This window comes from Ruegeria sp. AM2, from assembly GCF_056540685.1.
This window is the reverse complement of sequence record NZ_JBQFXE010000001.1, coordinates 366419-384726: the sequence shown is the minus strand read 5'-3', so window position 1 is coordinate 384726 and position 18308 is coordinate 366419. Positions and strand designations below refer to the sequence as shown.

Sequence of the window (18308 nt, the reverse complement as noted above, 5' to 3'; positions counted from 1 at the left end):
CGGGGCGATTTTTTAGGCAGGTTAGCCGTCTTTCTGGTCGTAGGCGGTGCCCCAACCCCACGCGCCCGATCCAAACCCGCGCGCGACAACGCGTTCGCGGTAGATGGCCGAGACCACGTCGCCGTCACCGGCAAGCAGGGCCTTTGTGGAGCACATCTCGGCGCAGATGGGCAACTTGCCCTCGGCGATCCGGTTGCGACCATATTTGGCGAACTCTGCGGTCGAGTGCGTTTCCTCGGGGCCACCGGCGCAGAAGGTACATTTGTCCATCTTGCCGCGTGACCCAAAATTGCCCGCCTGCGGGTATTGCGGCGCGCCGAAGGGACACGCGTAGAAGCAATAACCGCAGCCAATGCACAGGTCCTTGGAGTGCAGGACGACGCCTTCTTCGTTCTGATAGAAGCAGTCGACCGGGCACACCGCCATGCAGGGCGCATCCGAGCAATGCATACAGGCCACCGAGATCGAGCGTTCGCCCGGGTTGCCGTCATTGATCGTCACCACCCTGCGGCGGTTGATGCCCCATGGCACCTCGTGCTCGTTCTTACACGCGGTGACACAGGCGTTGCACTCGATGCAGCGTTCAGCGTCGCAGAGAAACTTTGCTCTAGCCATTTATCGTCCTCCTTACGCTGCCCAGATTTTGCAGAGAGTACACTTTGACTCCTGCATCTGGGTCACTGAATCGTAGCCATAAGTCTGGGCGGTGTTGGAACTTTCACCCAAGACATAAGGGTCGGCACCTGCGGGGTATTTCGACCGCAGATCATCGCCCTGATAATGACCGCCAAAGTGGAAGGGCATGAAGGCCACACCGGCACCGACCCTGTTGGTCAGCATCGCCATCACCTTGACCTTGCCGCCCTCAGGACCTTCGACCCAGACCTGTGATCCGTCACGAATGCCAAGGTTGTTGGCATCGCGTGGATTGATCTCGACGAACATGTCCTGCTGAAGCTCGGCCAGCCATGGGTTCGACCGGGTCTCATCACCGCCGCCTTCATATTCGACCAGACGACCAGACGTGAGGATTATCGGGTAATCCTTTGAAAAGTCGTTCTTCTGGATCGAAGCATAAAGGGTCGGCAGGCGATAGGCCTGACGGTCCTCGTAGGTTGGATAATCTGCCACCAGATCGCGACGCGGCGTGTAAAGCGGTTCGCGGTGCAGCGGGATCGGATCCGGGAATGTCCAGACAACCGCGCGGGCCTTTGCGTTCCCGAAGGGCGCACAGCCATGCTTGATCGCAACCCGCTGGATACCGCCTGACAGGTCGGTTTTCCAGTTGGTTTCTGGCCCCGCAACAGCGTCGATCGCCGCGCGTTCCTCAGCCGTCAGGTCGCCATCCCAGCCAAGGTCCATCAGCATCTGCATCGTGAATTCGGGATAGCCATCCTGAATTTCAGATCCAACGCTATAGACCCCTTCGGCCAGCAGGTTGTCGCCATCGCGTTCCACACCAAAACGGGCGCGGAATGTCAGGCCACCTTCGGCCACCGGTTTGGACATATCATACAGGTTCGGTGTCCCCGTATGACCCATCTCGGCCGTGCCCCAGCAGGGCCATGGCAAACCGTAATACTCGCCGTCGTTTGGTCCACCAATGGCTTGCAGTGTGGTTCTGTCGAACGTGTGCTGGTTGGCCATATGGCTTTTCAGACGTTCCGGCGACTGACCGGTGTAGCCGATGGTCCAGAGGCCCGAGTTGAACTCACGTGTGATGCTTTCAACATTCGGGGTTTCCGGGTCATCCATCTCGATGTTGCGGAAGAACCGATCTGCCCAGCCGAACTTGTTGGCGAACTTGGCCATGATGACCTCGTCCGGCAGACTTTCGAACAGCGGATCAACCACCTTGTCGCGCCATTGCAGCGAGCGGTTCGACGCCGTGACCGAGCCACGCGTTTCGAACTGCGTACACGCAGGCAACAGATAGACGCCGTCAGTGCGGTCATGCAGAACGGCCGAGACGGTGGGATATGGGTCGATCACGACCAGCATGTCCAGCTTCTCCATCGCCGTCTTCATTTCCGTCATCCGGGTCTGCGAGTTGGGCGCGTGGCCCCACAGAACCATGGCGCGGACGTTGTTGTCCTGATCCATGTTGGCCGGGTCTTCCAGAACACCGTCGATCCAGCGGGAAACAGGGATACCGCGCTCGTTCTGCAGCGGTTTGTCCTTGCCTTCCTTGTCCTTGATCGTGGCGAACTGACCGGCCAGCCATTCGGGCTCTTCACCCCAGACACGGGCCCAGTGACCCCAAGCGCCTTTCGACAAACCGTAGTAGCCGGGCAGGGTGTGGGACAGAACACCAAGGTCCGTCGCGCCCTGCACGTTGTCGTGGCCGCGGAAGATGTTGGTGCCACCACCCGAGGTGCCCATGTTGCCCAGCGCAAGCTGAAGCACGCAGTAGGCGCGGGTGTTGTTGTTGCCGTTGGTGTGCTGCGTACCACCCATGCACCACACAACGGTGCCAGGGCGGTTGTTCACCATGGTCCGCGCGACGCGACGTAGCTGCGAGCCGGGCGTGCCGGTGACGCGCTCAACCTCTTCGGGGTTCCACTTGGCAACCTCTTCGCGGATCTGGTCCATACCCCAGACACGGGTGCGGATGAACTCTTTGTCCTCCCAACCGTTGTCGAAGATGTGCCACAGAATACCCCAAATCAGCGCGACGTCGGTGCCGGGGCGGAAACGGACATATTCATCCGCATGGGCCGCGGTGCGCGTAAAGCGCGGGTCGCAGACGATCAGAGGGGCGTTGTTCTGCTCTTTCGCACGCAGGATATGCAGCAACGAGACGGGGTGCGCCTCGGCCGGGTTACCACCGATGATGAAGATGGCCCGGCTGTTGTGCATGTCGTTGTAGGAATTGGTCATGGCGCCGTAGCCCCATGTGTTCGCAACGCCCGCAACCGTGGTCGAGTGGCAGATACGGGCCTGGTGGTCCACGTTGTTCGTACCCCAGTAGGCGGCGAACTTGCGGAACAGATAGGCCTGTTCGTTGTTATGTTTCGCAGAACCCAGCCAGTACACGCTGTCTGGCCCGGATTCCTGACGGATGTTCATCATGCCGTCGCCGATCTCGTCGATCGCCTGTTCCCAGCTGATGCGCTTCCACTCTCCGCCTTCTTTCTTCATAGGATACTTCAGGCGGCGCTCGCCATGGGCGTGCTCTCGGACCGAGGCCCCCTTGGCGCAGTGCGCACCCAGGTTGAACGGGCTGTCCCAGCCGGGTTCCTGCCCGACCCAGACACCGTTCTGCACTTCGGCAACGACGGTACAGCCGACCGAGCAGTGGGTGCATACGGATTTGATGTTTTCGACGGCCTGATTGGCCGCTGTCTGGGCGCTGGCTGGCGTCACGGTTCCACCCGTGGCGCTGATCGCGGCAAGGCCGCCGATCGTCAGGCCCGAGCCACGCAGGAATGCGCGGCGATCGACGGTTTTCTCGCCGACCTGGGACAGGATACTTGTCCGCTGGGGGCGTCTCGCAACCCCGTTGGTCTTTTTCCTAAGCATTTCTTTCCTCCCTTGCTGGCCATGTGAGCCATGGCTGGCTTGGTACTTCTGGTACCGACGTCAGGGCCAATCGCAACCGTCTGTCGGGTGTGACAACGTCCGGCTCAGAACCGGGCGCTCTCCAGATAAGCGCGGGTATGCGCAGTGTCCTGCATCCGGGTGTCGTCTGTGGGCAGCTCGGCTGCCTCAGCTTTTCCGGTCAGGCTCGCGGCGGCAACGGCAGCGGGCGCTGCGGTTCCGGCCAGTTTGAGGAAGTCGCGGCGCGTTGCGCCTTCTTCCTTGGTCTTGCTCATGGGGTCCTCCTCTCCCATTTGCGATCTAGCGCCGTTGAGGGCGCTGGCGAGTGGCGGCTAGGCCGCCGTCATTCGGAAGGCTTCGCGCTCGATCTCCATGAACACCCGACCGGCTGTGCCGACCGAAGCATAGAGAACCGAGTTTTCAGCGGCTTCCAAATCCGAATAGAAATGCGCGGCCCAGGGGCCGATATGTTTGTTCCAGAACGCTTTCTGGTCTTCCAGCGAAGCAGGCGCACCAAAACGCCCGACGATCATGCCCGCCATCATCTCCATCAATGAGGCGATGTTGTCCTCGGGTTCGAATACATTCTGCGCACGGGTGATCCCGCGCGAGGCCATATCGTTGCGCAACTGCGCCAACGGCTTCTCGTTCAGGAAACCGGTCAGGTAGAAGCTGGCATACGGCAGCAGTTCGCCACGCCCGAGACCGATGAACAACGCGTTGAATTCACGTTCGGCGGCGGCAGGCTTGGTGACCTTGGCAACCCGCGCCATCGCCTGAATGGCTTGTCCCAGATCTGTCTCATCGCCGCTCAGTCCCGCGACCTGATCCAGCAACAGCTGATCGGGCGGGGCAGACAGCAACAACCCTAGAAAGTTGTAAAAATCCGCGCGCAGGCGATCCTCGGTCGAGACATCCATCTGTTGCGCTTCATTCGCGGTCATTTGGTTATCCTTCGAATTCAAACTTCATACGGCGCGGGGCCGGAGCCATCTCGATCTCGTCGGGCACATCAGCTGTTGCTTCAGCCATCACGATGGGCGCAGAGAGAGGCGCTTCGATTTCTTCCGGCTCTGGCTGAGGGTCTTCGACCTCGCCTTGGTCTTCAGTGACCTGAACATCCGACTCAGCCTCGGCGGCCAGAGCTTCGACATGGGCCAGCATTCCTTTGCCGACCTGATACGCGGTCTGCAGATTTTCGATGACGCAGGCGGCGTCGGTATAATCCTCGCCATAGTCAACCAGACCATCGACATTGGCCAAAACCGGGTTCAACCGCCAGAGCCGGCGTAGCGCGCGGCGACGCAGACGATCGGGCACCGCCTTGGCCATGAACCCCGAGACGTCATCGCCTGCCTTTAACTGATCGGGGTCGGGAAGGTTGAACTCGGCCAGAATTTCCGCGTCGGTCTTTTCTTCCAGTTCAGCGCGTTGGGCCGCGATGATCTGTTCATCAGCCGCGACGATCTCAGCCTCAGCTTCGGCCTGAACGGCAGCCTTTCGGCGCGACCAGAAATCGCGGGCTTCGGTCATTGCACGATCCTCCGCGGGGCACGATAGACGTCTGACACTTGCCTGATGCGGGCGTCACCCTTGCCATCCTCGACCAGATCGGTGCGCTTCTTGTCGCGACGGCGTTTTACGAACACTTCATCGCGGTGATGTTCCAAAGCAAAATCCCGAACCCAGGCGATCAACCCTTCGGACATGGGAATCTTTTCGACGATCTCTTCTCCGGTGTCGGCATAGTCTTGCCCTTCGAACGGAGAGGCCGTGACCAGAACCGCATCCATTGGCCGCTGACCATCCAATGCATCGCGCAACACCAGATAGATCGAAGGCTGCCCGTCTGACAGATTGACCATGTAGGCTTCGGTTTCGTCCGCCCAGAGTTTCAGGGGCAGGGTGGCCGCGTGATACTCGACCGCTTCACCTTCCCGCCGCATCTCAAGCCAGTCAGCAGGACCCGCTCCGGGAAGGACCGCAACGGCGCGCCAATTCCACTTGGCCCAGCGGGTTACACCGGGTGTTTTGCGCACGACGACGCCAAGCGGCATTTCAATCTGGTTTGCGGCCTTCGCCACTGTTCCTCCCCGAAAGGCTCTCCCCTGCCTTTCCTTCCGTCTACTATGGTACACAAAACTGCCATGTGCCAAGCCTGTATTCGTCATCGCACCCGGCCAATCACCGATATTTTATGTGATAATGACCAAGCAAACCTATCGGATATGTCTTGAGTAAAATTAGTTTGTTCGGACTTTTTCGGGTTCGGATTGCCAGTAGGAAGATACAGACTAAGGTGTAGGCAACAGGCAACAAGTCTGGGGGGAGGAAATGAAGACCAAAGTCATACTCTGCGATTGCGCAGGGTCCCAGCAGGTGGACGCTGAGAAGATCGCATCAGTTTGCGATACCGAATGTACCAACGTTCACACCGCCTTATGCACCCGCGAGTTGCAGACCGCCGCTGCGTTGATGCAGGACGGTGATACCATCATCGCCTGTGGGCAAGAGCAAGAGGTGTTTCGAACTCTCGCCGAAGATATAGGCGTCGCAGAACCCGGTTTCGTAGACCTGCGTGATCGCGCGGGATGGTCCGATCAATCCGATAGCGCGACGCCGAAAATGGCGGCGCTGACCGCCGAGGCTCTGCTACCGCAACCCATCACCCCCAGCGTGGATGTTATCAGTGAAGGCACGTGTTTCATCGTGGGACCCGGTACCACGGCCTTTGGTCTGGCCGAACGGTTGGCGGACGCGCTGGCGGTTACGGTTCTGGTCACCGATCAAGTCGAGCCTATGTCCCGCGACTTTGACGTTGTGCTTGGAACAATCCGGTCAGTCAGCGGCGCGCTTGGTGGGTTCTCGCTTCGACTGGACGCCTTGCAACAGCTTGAACCCGGCGGGCGCGGTGCCTTTGGCTGGTCCGAGCCCCAAGACGGTGCGGTGTCAGGCTGCGATATCATTCTGGACCTGACAGGGGGCACGCCTTTTGTTCAAGCCCCGTCCAAGCGTGAAGGGTACTTGCGGGCCGATCCCAAAGACGTTGTTGCGGTCGAGCGGCTGGCCTTTGAAGCCGCCCAACTGGTCGGGACCTTTGAAAAACCGCTTTACGTTCGTATGGAGGAAACCCTTTGCGCCCATTCCCGCGCCGAACAGATCGGGTGTACGAAGTGTCTGGACATCTGCCCGACAGGGGCGATCACTCCGGCGGGCGAACATGTCGCAATTGATCCCATGGTTTGCGCCGGATGCGGGGCGTGTGCGGCAGTCTGCCCATCGACGGCGATCACCTACGAGGACCCGCCGGTGTCGGCGTTGTTGTCCCGCTTGCATATACTGGCTCGGACCTACCGCCGGGCAGGAGGCACTGCTCCAAGGTTGCTGGTGCATGACGGACACGGCGCTCAGATGATCCGCCTTGCGGCCCGGTTCGGGCGCGGTTTGCCCGCGGATGTGATTCCGCTGGAGCTGAACGTGATCTCCGGTTTTGGCCATGCTGAAATGCTGGCGGCACTCGCGCACGGGTTTGCGCGTGTGGATGTCTTGTTGGCCCCGACAACCGAACACGATGCGCTGGTCAGCGAATTGGAACTGGCCGAGGCGATTGCGGGGAATGGGAAACTGGGCCTTATCGATGAAGCGGACCCAGATGCCATGTGTGATCTGTTATACGCGCAGGGTGTGCCGGAACCGTTGGCCGACCCCGTTCTGCCGTTGGGCAATCGTCGTCAGATCGCGCGGCTTTCGGCGCAGGCGCTGAACCCACAGGCGGAGGCTCCGCTGACGCTCCCTGAAAATGCTCCTTATGGGGCGGTTGCAGTAAACACTGATAGCTGCACTCTGTGCCTAAGTTGTGTTTCGCTGTGCCCCTCTGGAGCGCTGATCGACAACCCGGACAAACCACAGCTGAACTTTCAGCAGGACGCCTGCCTGCAATGCGGAATGTGTCGAACGATTTGCCCGGAAGATGCGATTACACTTGTGCCGCAGCTGGACCTCAGCGACGCCGCGCTGTCGCAACAGGTGCTGAACGAGGAAGAACCCTTTGCCTGTGTCGAATGCGGCGCGCTGTTTGGGGTAAAATCCACCGTCGAGCGGATCATGGAGAAACTGTCAGGCACGCATCCTATGTTTGCGACCTCGGACAAGGCCCGAATGATCCAGATGTGTGACAATTGCCGCGTGAATGCGCAGTTCCAGCAAGAGGACAATCCATTTCAGTCCGCGCCGCGACCAAAGGTGGTCACGACCGAGGATTACTTTTCAAAGCGAAAGGATCATTGAAGTTGCAAAGGCGCGCCCAGGTCGGCGGCGCTGATGACCGAGACGAACGCCAATATCGCCTCAAGGTCATCCAAAGTCATCTCAACTGGATGGATGGGCGAGGGGCGTTGCGGATCGAATGGTGGCGTCAAACCGTCGATCTGCGTGAAAGCCGGGTGGGGATTGAGCGCAAAAAACGCCTCGAACCGTTCGGACCAGTCGGGCATCGCGCGCAGAACGGCAAAAGATGGCGTCGAGCCTAACCCGTTCATCCGGTTCTTTGGACCGATGACATGACAGCGCCCGCAATGGGTCATCGACAGTTTTTCGCCGAGGGCCGCATCGCCATCGATCACCGTTTCCTGTTGCACAGCGGCGATCTCAAAATCGGCCGAGAAGGGCGCGCCAGAGTCGGGCACAAAGCTTTCGACCGTGCGTTTGCCTATGTCGGACAGTAACCAGTCGCGGAACCGTTCGTGTTTGGCATCGTCACCGATCCTCAGGTGGTAGACCACCCCGTCGCGGGCAAAGACAGGATCACCGGGGGGCTGGGTTGCAAGCACCAAAACGCCGGTCTCATCCGCGATAATGCGTATGCCGGTCTTGAGAGAGAAGCGAGGAAGGATATGTTGCAAGAGACCCGAGTCGCTGACCTCGGTCGGGGCCGCAAGCCCCAGCGCTTCCTGTGACCAGGAAGGGGTGGCGGACAGCGTCAGGCTCAGGCACAACAGGACAACACGCATGGCTCAGCCTAACGGCCCGGGATCGAATGCGTCAAATGAACAGATTGAGACGGAGACACATGCAATGAAAATCAACCACTTGGTTGGGCAACTTAAAGGGCCAATGGCATGAGTGTTCGTGACGCGGTTCTGGCGAACCTCAAAAAGATCACCGATCCGGTATCCGGGCAGGACATTGTCAGCGCAGGCGTTGTTCGCGCGTTGAACGTCGAAGGCGACACCGTGCGCTTTGTGCTGGAGATCGATCCCAAGCAGGCCGAGCGGATGGAGCCGGTGCGCGTTGCCGCTGAACAGGCCGCGCAATTGGTGGATGGCGTCGCCAAGGTCTCGGCTATGCTGACGGCCCATTCCGAAAAGGCTCCACCGGATTTGAAACCCAAGCCGAAGCCCTCGCAGACCGGACCGCAGGCGGTGCCGGGCGTGGACCGGATCATTGCCGTGGCCTCGGGTAAGGGTGGCGTCGGCAAATCAACCGTCTCGGCGAACCTCGCCTGTGCTCTGGCTGCTGAAGGACGCCGCGTAGGTCTGCTGGACGCCGACGTTTACGGCCCGTCGCAGCCCCGGATGCTGGGCGTGTCCGGTCGTCCGGCCAGCCCCGATGGCAAAACGATCCTCCCGTTGCGCAATCATGGTGTGACCATGATGTCGATGGGTCTGATGACAAACGAAGGACAAGCTGTCGTTTGGCGTGGCCCGATGTTGATGGGTGCGCTGCAACAGATGATGAGCCAAGTGCAATGGGGCGCTTTGGACGTGCTCATCGTGGACCTGCCGCCCGGCACCGGGGACGTACAATTGACGCTAAGCCAGAAATTCCAGGTGGACGGCGCCATTGTTGTTTCGACCCCGCAGGACGTTGCCTTGATCGATGCCCGTAAAGGGATCGATATGTTCAATCAGCTAAAGACGCCTATTGTTGGCATGATCGAGAACATGTCGACGCATATCTGTTCGAATTGCGGGCACGAAGAACATGTCTTTGGTCATGGCGGTGTTGCGTCTGAGGCCGAGGCGTTGGGCGTTCCATTGTTGGGCGAGATCCCTCTGCATCTGGATATCCGCGTCGCTGCCGACGGAGGCGCTCCGATCGTGGTCAGTAAACCCGACAGCCAACAGGCTGAAGCGTTCCGCAAAATCGCCCGTGATTTGATCGCGAAGGGGAACGCGTGACCGAGCCGGTTTTCCCTCCGCTGCTGGTGGGGCATGCGGCTCAAGGTCGGGACGACCCGTTTGAGCGCGCGCAAGCCATGGCCGCGCTAGGGTGTGATGCCGGGACAGTGGTCTACAACATTCAGGCAGACCGACTGAGGGCAGCCGTCGTCTTTGCGCCCGAGGTTCCGTTACAGGACGCGATGGCGATGTTGCCGCTGTGTGCTGTTGGATTTCAAAACGCGCTTGGGGCTTTGGCCCCGCCCGAAGTGGCAGTGCATCTGGACTGGGATGGCCCGATCTGCGTGAACGGTGCGAAATGCGGGAAGTTTCATGTTGCCGCGTCTGATACAGACCCCACCGCCGAGCCGGATTGGCTCATCGTAGGCTGGGAACTGGCGCTGCTTCAAACCACCGATGCGCCGGGGGAAAACCCCGATGTCACCGCGCTCTATGACGAGGGCTGCGCCGAAGTTTCCCCGACGCAACTGGTCGAAAGCTGGTCGCGACATATGCTAACCTGGCTGAACCGCTGGCAGGAGGACGGCAATGCGCCGTTGCATGCCGAATGGATGGGGCTGCTGCGTGGCGTGGGCGAGCCGTATGAGACGGGTGTTTTTCTCGGCACTGACGAACGTTTTGGTATGCTGATCCGTGACGGCTCGGAAACGCGCTTGCGCCCACTGACGGAACTATTGGAGACCTGATCATGAAACTGGCCCGCGCGATCCACTTCGATGAAAGCGACATGAACGTGTTCCATTCGCCAGCGCGGACCGGAGAGTGGTGCATTTCCGGCGGGTTTGAATTTTCAAACTGGGGCGAAGGCGATCTGGAGGGAAAGGCGCGGCAAGCGTTTGCCAATGGCTGGCTTGGGGTCGAAACCTTTGGCCGCGTCACCTTTGTCGCCGTCACGCAAGTTGAACCGGCTGAGATCGAACAGATCGAGCAAAACCTTGCGGAACACTTTGTTCAGTTTTACGGCGCGCCGTCGGTCGAGGCCGCTCTGGGTGTCGCCAAAGCTGAGATCGAACATATGTCTGAGCTGTGTGATGAGCACGGACCCAATACTCTACTGACCGTAGTGCGGGAATTGACCGGGGCAGGGGTGCATGAGGCGTTTCGGGTGATCACCCCACAGGAAACCCAGTTGGAAACCTTGGCGGTTCACGGCTCACTGGATGAATGATCAGATCAGATCGGAAAAACCGCCGAACTGCCCGCGTTTGAAGATCAGGCCCTGACCAGGCCGATGCATGACCTGTTCGACGTGCCCGACCAGGATCAAATGATCTCCGGCCTCATGGCAATCGAACAGACGGCAATCGAACCGGGCCAGACAGTTCGCGAGTTGTGGGCGTCCGGCCTCGTCCCGCCGCCAATCGGCGTGCGAAAAATCGAAACCGTCCCGCGCAAATCGTAACGCTTGATCGTGTTGATCCTGCGCCATGACATGGATCGAATAGAATTGACAGGTGCTGAACGCATCAAAGCGGTTCGAGTCCTTCCCAAGACACCAAAGCACCAATGGCGGGTCCAACGAAACCGACGAAAACGAGTTCACTGTTATGGCAATCGGCACGGTGTCGATGTGGGTCGTAACGACAGTTACACCTGTCCCGAAACAACCCAATGCTTCGCGAAACGCAAAGCTTTGCTCGGGTCCGGGGGTGAAGGTCTTCTCGGTCATCGCGCGCTCGACTTGTGGGCAGGTTTGAGGTGCCACGGGCGGGCTTGTTTGTCCATGGAAAGCTTGGAGAACTGTCATAAAATGTCAGTTCAAATCTTCCAGCAATCGACCATGCTTGCGTGTTTCAGCGATCACGTCGCCAAAGGTGATCATCCCGCGCGCCGACAGCATTGGCAGCATCTTTACTAGAACCTCGGCGGTTGCAACAGCGTCACCCAACGCCGTATGCCGTTGGGCTGGCGGGATTGTGACGCCCAGGCGGTCGCAAAGGACATCCAAAGTGTGCGTCTCGCTAGCACCAAAAAGCACGGCTGAAAGCAGAACGGTATCGAGAATGGGGTGGTCCCACTCGACCTCCATCCGTTTGGCGTGCCTGCGCAGAAATGCCATATCGAACGGAGCGTTATGCGCGACGATAACGGCGTCCCGGGCAAAATGGTGAAAACTGCGACCGGAGACGGCAATGTCAGGCGCACCTCGAACCAAAGCATCGCTGATTTTGTGGACTTTGGTTGACGCGGGCGGGATCGGAATGCCCGGATCCACCAGCATGTCTAGGCGCTCGCCCTCGACAATTCGTCCTTTGACTACGCGCACCGCCCCGATCTGTACGATCTCGTCCTTGTGGGGCAACAGGCCCGTCGTTTCGGTATCGAAGACAACAAAACACAGTTCGGAAAGACGCCGATCTTCGAAAGCACCATCGCCGGATGCGTTCAGAAGGTCAAAATCATAGACCAGGGGTCGCGCGTCTTCGGGTTGAATTTGGGCGATGCTGTCTTCGAACACGAGCATATAGCCCGGCGCGTCACCAAGTGGTTTCATCCGCGCCGTGTAAGACTGCTTGCCATCAACGCTCTTCAGCGTGCACGTCACATCCATTCCGGTTTTCGCCAGTTTGGCATAGGCGTCCTGCAGGGGCTTCCGTTCCAGATAGTCGAACAGGGACGCATTCAGTCGTGGATGCGCGATCTGTGCCAGAACTTCAGCCGCCTGAGCGTCGTAGAGGACGATCTGATGGTTCGGCCCTGCCAGCAAAATGGCCACCGGAATTTCGGTCAGCAAGGCAGTTAGCCGCCGCTTTTCCGATGCCAGATGAGCCGTTTCCGCAGCGATGGCTTCTGCGGTCGACAAAGTGCTGGTCGATAATTGCTCGGCCAACCCCGCAGCGGCGGGGGCCAGATCACCCAGATAGCGCGCAGCTTGAAGATCCAGATCAGAACTGACACCCGCATGGGCACGCGCGCGCAATTGCGCTGACAGTCGCTCGATGGGTTTCGCTACGTTGTCGTCAAACAGCAGCCAAACGCCTGCGATCAGCGCCATGAGGCCGAATGAAATCAGCAGGCCGCTGAAGACGAAGGCATTGGCCGAGTTTTCAGGGTCCAGACGTTGATACCCCAACCAAAGTGCGGCGCAGCTGAGGGCCACACCGCCCAACGCCAACAAGCAGAAGAACAGGAAAATCCTCAGGCGCAGGCTCAGTCGGTTCAGCATGATCAGGCTCCGCAGGTGGCCTCGATGACCGGATCGTTGTCGCCAGCCTTGATCCAACTGGCGTTCAGCAAGCGCCCGTCATCGGCAAATTCGGCCCCGTCAGCCAGATTGGCGCGGCTATTGTCAGCGCAGTTGACGGCCACCGGAACTTTGGACACCGGGGCCCAGCGGCCAAAGAAATACATATCAACCAGGCGCTGTTCAGGGATGTTTTCGTTTGTGCGCAGCGATACAGTGTCGATAGCCGCAAACCGATCCACGAACGGTACGGCATACGTCCAAGGGCGATAGAAGGCGCGGCTTTCGACCTCTTGAACGACGGTCAGACCATCAGGCAGTTCGGCCTTGGTGCGGTCATACCACGAATATTCGCTGGAAATCGTAAACCCGATCATCCCAATCCCTGCGGCAACAGGCGCGGCCCAACGTGGCAATCGGCCCCCGGTCAGTTTGTTTAACAGCATTACCACGCCCGCAAAGGCGAAGCCCGCAAATATCGTGGCGATCAGTTCCAGAAACATGTCGTCTCTCCGTATTCCGGGCCGGGATCAGCCCAGCATTCCCTTGCCGTGACCAACGGCAGATTGCATTGTTTTCACCACCACAAAAGCGTCGCGCAAGTGGCTGCGTTCGAAATCGGACAGGTCCGAAGGTGGCAGGTAATTGTCCGGCGCGGTATCCGATTTTACCCGTTTGACTTGATGTTCCAGCCGCGTTTCCGCGATCAGGTCATAGGCATCCAGCAGATCGCGTGCCCCCGAGGGGCTGAGCACCCCAGCGGCCTCGGCAGCCTTCAGACGCGCGCGCGTATTGGCCTCGGGCAATTTGCCTTGCAGGCTGTAGACCCGTGCGAGATCAACAACCGGTACGACGCCGTTGTGCTTTAAATCCAGCGTGTTGCGGTGTTCCCCGGATCGGATCGTGGCGAAACCTCGCAGCAAGCCCAGCGGAGGCGTGTGTTTCAGTGAATTCGCAATCATATGTGCAACGAAAATTGAGTTCGCCTGCGCCGCGTTCAACGTCTCGGCTTGCAAGTTCGAGAACAGCTCGGTCGCACCGCCAATCGGCCGCAGATCGAACATGACCGAGGCCAGCATCTGCGCCTCGGGGTTCGGCTTGGCGATCCAGCCGTTGAAGTAATCGCGCCAGACTCGCACAGGCTGGCACCACCGCGGATTGGTCGCCATCATGTCTCCGGGGCAATAGAAGTAGCCGCAGGCGTCCAGCCCGTCCGAGACAAACTTGGCCAGCTGAAGGAAATACGTCATGTCGTCATCGGTGACATTGTCATCCAGCATCAGACAATTGTCCTGATCTGACACGCCAGTCTGTTCCTGTCGTCCTTGCGAGCCACAGGCCAACCAGAGGTAGGGCACAGGTGCCGGTCCCAGCTTTTCCTCTGCAAGCGCCAGAAGACGGCGGGTCACGGTATCGGCGATATCGGTTATCAGACGGGTCGTGATCTCATGCCGGTTACCCGCCGCGACCAGTTGGACCAGCAATTGAGGGATCTCTGCCGTCACACTGGCCATTTGCTGGGCGGTATCCGCCCTGGCGATACGGCGAACCAGTTCCGCTGAATTCACGGCCTGATAATGCGTCAGATCGGTTTGGGTCACGATACCGACAAGACGCCCGGCCTCGGAAATGGGAATATGGCCGATGCCACGCTCCATCATCACATGCAGCACGTCGGACCCGATGTCACTGGGTGACAGGGTCACCGGATCGGCGGTCATAATGGCCGAGATCGGAGTGTCCTGAGGCATGCCGTCGGCAACAAATTTGCCCGAGACATCGCGCAGCGTGGCAATCCCTTTCAACGCCTCGCCTTCGGTCACGCAAAGAGACGAAATATGCTTGTCGCGCATGATTTGCGCGGCCATCTGAACAGGGGTCGAGGGCGGGCAGGTGGCCGGGTCCCGCGCCATCAAAACGTCGATGGTGCTGGTCGCCAGACTTTGAGGTCCGCTGCGCCCACCGCGTGTTCGGTTGAAGAATTTGGACACCACATCGTGCCCGTCGATCAGGTTTTTGACCAACTCCGGCGGCAGAACGATCAGTACCGACGGCGTATGCGCGCGCGCATGGGTGGCAGCCTTGCCATCCTTCAGCAATCCGCGCTCACCAAAGGAATTGCGCAATCCCAGATGTGAGACGACAGCGCCGTTCTCATCGGTAATCTCTACCTGTCCTTCGTAGATCACAAAGACACCCGGCAGAGCGTTCCCCAGCTTGTAGATGCTGCCATCTGCATCGACTTCGCGCACCTCTATCTGCTGGGCCAGATCGTCCAGAGCATCATGAGGCAACGAGTCGTAGGGGTGCACGGATTTCAGAAACCGGGTGATCTCATCATGGGACAGGGGCATCAGATGTCTCCAGTGTTCTGAGGAAAAATCCCGCCCGGTGGAATGCCGGGCGGGAGTAGTCAGTCGAAAGACGCGGCACATGGAAACCTACCATATGCCGCATCATGCTCATTTGTTCTGAGCTGCGCCCGCACCACGGGGAATGCGCACACTTTCGACCAGTTCTTTGATCTCCTGCGGGGTTTCCTTGGTCATGCCAGCCACCACATAAGCGACGGCAAAGTTGACCATTGCACCAATCGCGCCGAACGAGGTCGACTTGATCGGACCCAGCAGCGGGTCAGCATCGGTGAACGAGTTGGTGCCCGGAATGAACAGCCAGCCCTTGTGCAGGAAGATGTAGACCAGTGTGACGGTCAGACCAGCCAGCATACCTGCAACCGCGCCGGTGTTGTTGATGCGGGTCGAGAAGATCCCCATCATCAGCGCCGGGAAGATCGAGGCAGCCGCCAGACCAAAGGCCAGAGCAACAGTCTGCGCCGCGAAGCCCGGAGGATTCAGACCCAGATAGGTTGCCACCACGATGGCCACAGCCATTGCGATCCGTGCCGACAGAAGCTCGCCTTTTTCCGAGATCGACGGGTTGATCGCGCCTTTGATCAGGTCGTGGGACACGGCCGACGAGATCGCCAGCAACAGACCAGCGGCAGTCGACAGAGCAGCGGCAAGGCCACCCGCAGCGACCAGACCGATCACCCAACCCGGTAGGTTGGCAATCTCGGGGTTGGCCAGAACCAGGATGTCGCGGTTGAACTTGGTCAACTCGTTACCGACCCAGCCTTTTTCCTCAGCAATGGCCTGCATTTCGGCGTTTGCGTCGTTGTAGTACTGGATCTTGCCGTCGCCGTTCTTGTCTTCCCAGTCCAGCAGACCGGTTTTCTGCCAAGTCTGCATCCAGTCGTAGCGGGGATCGGTGTCGATCTCTTCAACCGAAACAGCGCCACCATCGATGCCACCATTGGGCCACATCATATCGGTGATGTTCAGGCGCGCCATGGCTCCAACCGCAGGGGCAGTCAGGTACAGCAGTGCGATGAACACCAGCGTCCAGCCAGCGGACCAGCGGGCGTCGGACACTTTCGGCACGGTGAAGAAGCGCATGATCACGTGCGGCAGACCGGCGGTACCGATCATCAGCGAAAGCGTAAACAGCACCATGTTCAACGTGTTCGAGTGGTGAGCCGTGTATTCAGCAAAGCCCAGCTCGGTCACGATGGCGTCCAGCTTGGTCAGCAGAGGCTCACCACTTGCAGTGTCACCAAACAGACCCAGTGCAGGGATCGGCGCACCGGTCAGCTGTAGCGAGATGAAGATCGCGGGGATGGTATAAGCGGTGATCAGCACGCAGTACTGAGCGACCTGCGTATAAGTCACGCCTTTCATCCCGCCAAACACCGCATAGGCAAACACGACGCAGGCACCGATCAGCAGACCGGATGTGTTCGACACCTCAAGAAAACGGCCAAAGGCCACGCCAACGCCGGTCATCTGACCGATCACGTAGGTCACCGATGCAACGATCAGACAGATCACGGCAACGACGCGTGCCGTCTGGCTGTAGAAACGGTCGCCGATGAATTCCGAGACGGTGTATTTGCCGAACTTACGCAGGTAGGGCGCAAGCAGCAGCGCCAGCAACACATAGCCACCGGTCCAACCCATAAGGAAAGTCGAGTTGTCATAGCCGGTAAAGGCAATCAGGCCCGCCATCGAGATGAACGAGGCCGCAGACATCCAGTCCGCCGCTGTCGCCATACCATTGGTGACCGGATGGACACCACGACCGGCGGCGTAGAATTCCGATGTGGAACCCGCACGAGCCCAAATCGCGATGCCGATGTACAACGCGAAAGACGCGCCAACAAACAGCAGGTTGATGGTAAACTGGTCCATGGGGTTTACTCCTCATCCACGCCGAATTTGGCGTCCAGCTTGTTCATGCGCCAGGCGTAGTTGAAGATCAGCACCAGAAAGACCAGGATCGAACCCTGCTGGGCGAACCAAAAGCCCAGATCGGTGCCGCCAACAGAAATGCCGGACAGCATCGGACGCAGCAAGATGCCGAATCCAAAAGACACCAGCGCCCAGATCACGAGGCTGATGTAGATGAGACGCAGGTTCGCCTGCCAATAGCCCTTGTCGGCCTCGGCAGTCTGCGCGGAGTTTGTTGATTGATCCGCCATCGCGGGGTCCTCCTTCGCTTCCTCCTAAGGCGACCCGTTGCTTTGTCCTCCAGCGCATGGGTCGCTTTGCGATACGCCCAAGGCCAGGTTGGCATCAGGCAAAACCTCTCCGGTCTGCCGGGGCAGGTCCGTTGAAGTATTCCGTTAGGAATTCGGCCCTTAGGTCTGGGCGGGCCGAGTTCCCCAGTTCATCGCGTCATTGACGATCTTTTCAAGATCGCCCGCGATTTCGTCGATATTGCCCATGGCGTTAAGGCCTTTCAGAACGCCATGGTTTTGGTAATAAGTGATCAGCGGCGCGGTCTGCGCGTGATAGGCTGCCAACCGAGACGCCACGGTTTCGGCATTGTCATCCGCGCGACGCTTGAATTCGGTACTGCCGCAGTTGTCGCATTTGCCTTCAGCCGCCGGCACCTTGAACGTGTCGTGATAACCTTCGCCGCACATGGCGCACGTGTACCGACCCGAGATGCGCGTGACCATTTCCGCGTCCTCGACTTCGAGGCTGATGGCTGCGTTGATCTTCTGACCGGTCTCGGCCAGCAGCGTATCAAGCGCTTGTGCCTGAACCGTCGTGCGGGGAAAGCCATCGAGGATGACGCCTTTGCCGCAATCTGGTTCAGCCAGACGGTCGCGCAGGATTGCGATGACAATGTCGTCGCTGACCAGATCACCGGCCTCCATCACCGCTTTCGCAGCTTTGCCAGCCTCAGTGCCCGCAGCAACGGCGGCGCGCAGAAGATCACCGGTGCTGAGTTGAACCAGTCCGAACTTGTCTTCCAACATGCGGGCCTGTGTGCCCTTCCCAGCACCCGGAGGGCCGAGAAGGATCAGAACGGCGGGTGTAGTGATCGTGGCAGCGTCCATC

At 59.3% G+C, this 18308-nt stretch carries 18 protein-coding genes; 4 read left to right on the top strand and 14 right to left on the bottom strand.

Features of this window, described 5'->3' with window-relative positions; genetic code table 11:
* Positions 1 to 21: 21 nt before the first annotated feature.
* The 6 genes from fdh3B to ACR0CR_RS01875 form a co-directional block, all read right to left on the bottom strand.
* Positions 22 to 615, bottom strand: coding sequence for a formate dehydrogenase FDH3 subunit beta (fdh3B, locus tag ACR0CR_RS01900; RefSeq protein ID WP_037307340.1), 594 nt, complete (start codon positions 613 to 615; stop codon positions 22 to 24).
* A 12-nt stretch (positions 616 to 627) separates the two neighbouring features.
* The gene (locus ACR0CR_RS01895; protein ID WP_480596221.1) at positions 628 to 3522 is read right to left on the bottom strand and encodes a formate dehydrogenase subunit alpha; all 2895 of its coding nucleotides are present in this window, start codon (positions 3520 to 3522) and stop codon (positions 628 to 630) included.
* Between the two features lie 104 nt (positions 3523 to 3626).
* Positions 3627 to 3815: a ubiquinol-cytochrome c reductase iron-sulfur subunit N-terminal domain-containing protein gene (locus tag ACR0CR_RS01890; RefSeq protein WP_170442015.1), complete on the bottom strand. Its 189-nt coding sequence runs from the start codon at positions 3813 to 3815 to the stop codon at positions 3627 to 3629.
* A 57-nt stretch (positions 3816 to 3872) separates the two neighbouring features.
* A complete protein-coding gene (locus ACR0CR_RS01885; protein ID WP_480596218.1) occupies positions 3873 to 4484 on the bottom strand; it encodes a TorD/DmsD family molecular chaperone in 612 nt (203 codons plus the stop codon).
* Positions 4485 to 4488: 4 nt separating this feature from the next.
* Entirely contained in the window at positions 4489 to 5073 is a 585-nt protein-coding gene (locus tag ACR0CR_RS01880) for a DUF3306 domain-containing protein (RefSeq protein ID WP_480596216.1), read from the bottom strand.
* Complete coding sequence (locus ACR0CR_RS01875) at positions 5070 to 5624, bottom strand: DUF3305 domain-containing protein (protein WP_480596214.1); 555 nt, start codon at positions 5622 to 5624, stop codon at positions 5070 to 5072. The genes ACR0CR_RS01880 and ACR0CR_RS01875 overlap by 4 nt, the downstream gene beginning before the upstream one ends.
* Positions 5625 to 5874: 250 nt before the next feature.
* Between ACR0CR_RS01875 and ACR0CR_RS01870 the strand changes: the two genes are divergently transcribed.
* Complete coding sequence (locus ACR0CR_RS01870) at positions 5875 to 7827, top strand: 4Fe-4S binding protein (protein WP_480596212.1); 1953 nt, start codon at positions 5875 to 5877, stop codon at positions 7825 to 7827.
* On the opposite strand, the gene ACR0CR_RS01865 is transcribed toward ACR0CR_RS01870, so the two are convergent.
* Positions 7821 to 8549, bottom strand: a complete 729-nt coding sequence (locus tag ACR0CR_RS01865; protein WP_480596209.1) for a c-type cytochrome — start codon at positions 8547 to 8549, stop codon at positions 7821 to 7823. The genes ACR0CR_RS01870 and ACR0CR_RS01865 overlap by 7 nt on opposite strands.
* A 108-nt stretch (positions 8550 to 8657) precedes the next feature.
* Between ACR0CR_RS01865 and ACR0CR_RS01860 the strand changes: the two genes are divergently transcribed.
* Genes ACR0CR_RS01860 through ACR0CR_RS01850 form a run of 3 tightly spaced genes read left to right on the top strand, consistent with a single transcriptional unit; the run spans position 8658 to position 10887 of the window.
* Positions 8658 to 9719, top strand: a complete 1062-nt coding sequence (locus tag ACR0CR_RS01860; protein WP_480596207.1) for an Mrp/NBP35 family ATP-binding protein — start codon at positions 8658 to 8660, stop codon at positions 9717 to 9719.
* A complete protein-coding gene (locus tag ACR0CR_RS01855; RefSeq protein ID WP_480596205.1) occupies positions 9716 to 10405 on the top strand; it encodes a biotin/lipoate--protein ligase family protein in 690 nt (229 codons plus the stop codon). The genes ACR0CR_RS01860 and ACR0CR_RS01855 overlap by 4 nt, the downstream gene beginning before the upstream one ends.
* Before the next feature lie 2 nt (positions 10406 to 10407).
* The gene (locus ACR0CR_RS01850; RefSeq protein ID WP_480596203.1) at positions 10408 to 10887 is read left to right on the top strand and encodes a DUF6505 family protein; all 480 of its coding nucleotides are present in this window, start codon (positions 10408 to 10410) and stop codon (positions 10885 to 10887) included.
* Here the strand turns inward: ACR0CR_RS01850 and ACR0CR_RS01845 are convergent, their stop codons facing one another.
* The 7 genes from ACR0CR_RS01845 to ACR0CR_RS01815 all read right to left on the bottom strand — a co-directional run bounded on the left by ACR0CR_RS01845 (position 10888) and on the right by ACR0CR_RS01815 (position 18307).
* The gene (locus tag ACR0CR_RS01845; protein WP_480596202.1) at positions 10888 to 11388 is read right to left on the bottom strand and encodes a flavin reductase family protein; all 501 of its coding nucleotides are present in this window, start codon (positions 11386 to 11388) and stop codon (positions 10888 to 10890) included. It lies immediately after the preceding gene.
* A gap of 84 nt (positions 11389 to 11472) precedes the next feature.
* Positions 11473 to 12885: a 3'-5' exonuclease gene (locus ACR0CR_RS01840; RefSeq protein WP_480596200.1), complete on the bottom strand. Its 1413-nt coding sequence runs from the start codon at positions 12883 to 12885 to the stop codon at positions 11473 to 11475.
* Positions 12886 to 12887: 2 nt separating this feature from the next.
* Positions 12888 to 13406 carry a hypothetical protein gene (locus ACR0CR_RS01835; RefSeq protein ID WP_480596198.1) on the bottom strand — a complete coding sequence of 173 codons (519 nt, stop codon included), beginning with the start codon at positions 13404 to 13406 and terminating at the stop codon, positions 12888 to 12890.
* Between the two features lie 27 nt (positions 13407 to 13433).
* Positions 13434 to 15257: a DUF294 nucleotidyltransferase-like domain-containing protein gene (locus ACR0CR_RS01830; protein WP_480596196.1), complete on the bottom strand. Its 1824-nt coding sequence runs from the start codon at positions 15255 to 15257 to the stop codon at positions 13434 to 13436.
* Positions 15258 to 15365: 108 nt separating this feature from the next.
* Positions 15366 to 17150, bottom strand: coding sequence for a sodium:solute symporter family protein (locus tag ACR0CR_RS01825; RefSeq protein ID WP_480596194.1), 1785 nt, complete (start codon positions 17148 to 17150; stop codon positions 15366 to 15368).
* Positions 17151 to 17155: 5 nt separating this feature from the next.
* Positions 17156 to 17440 (bottom strand): DUF4212 domain-containing protein, encoded by a 285-nt coding sequence (locus ACR0CR_RS01820; RefSeq protein ID WP_480596192.1) that lies wholly within the window; start codon positions 17438 to 17440, stop codon positions 17156 to 17158.
* 159 nt (positions 17441 to 17599) lie between these two features.
* Positions 17600 to 18307, bottom strand: a complete 708-nt coding sequence (locus tag ACR0CR_RS01815; protein ID WP_480596190.1) for an adenylate kinase — start codon at positions 18305 to 18307, stop codon at positions 17600 to 17602.
* Position 18308 lies beyond the last annotated feature (1 nt).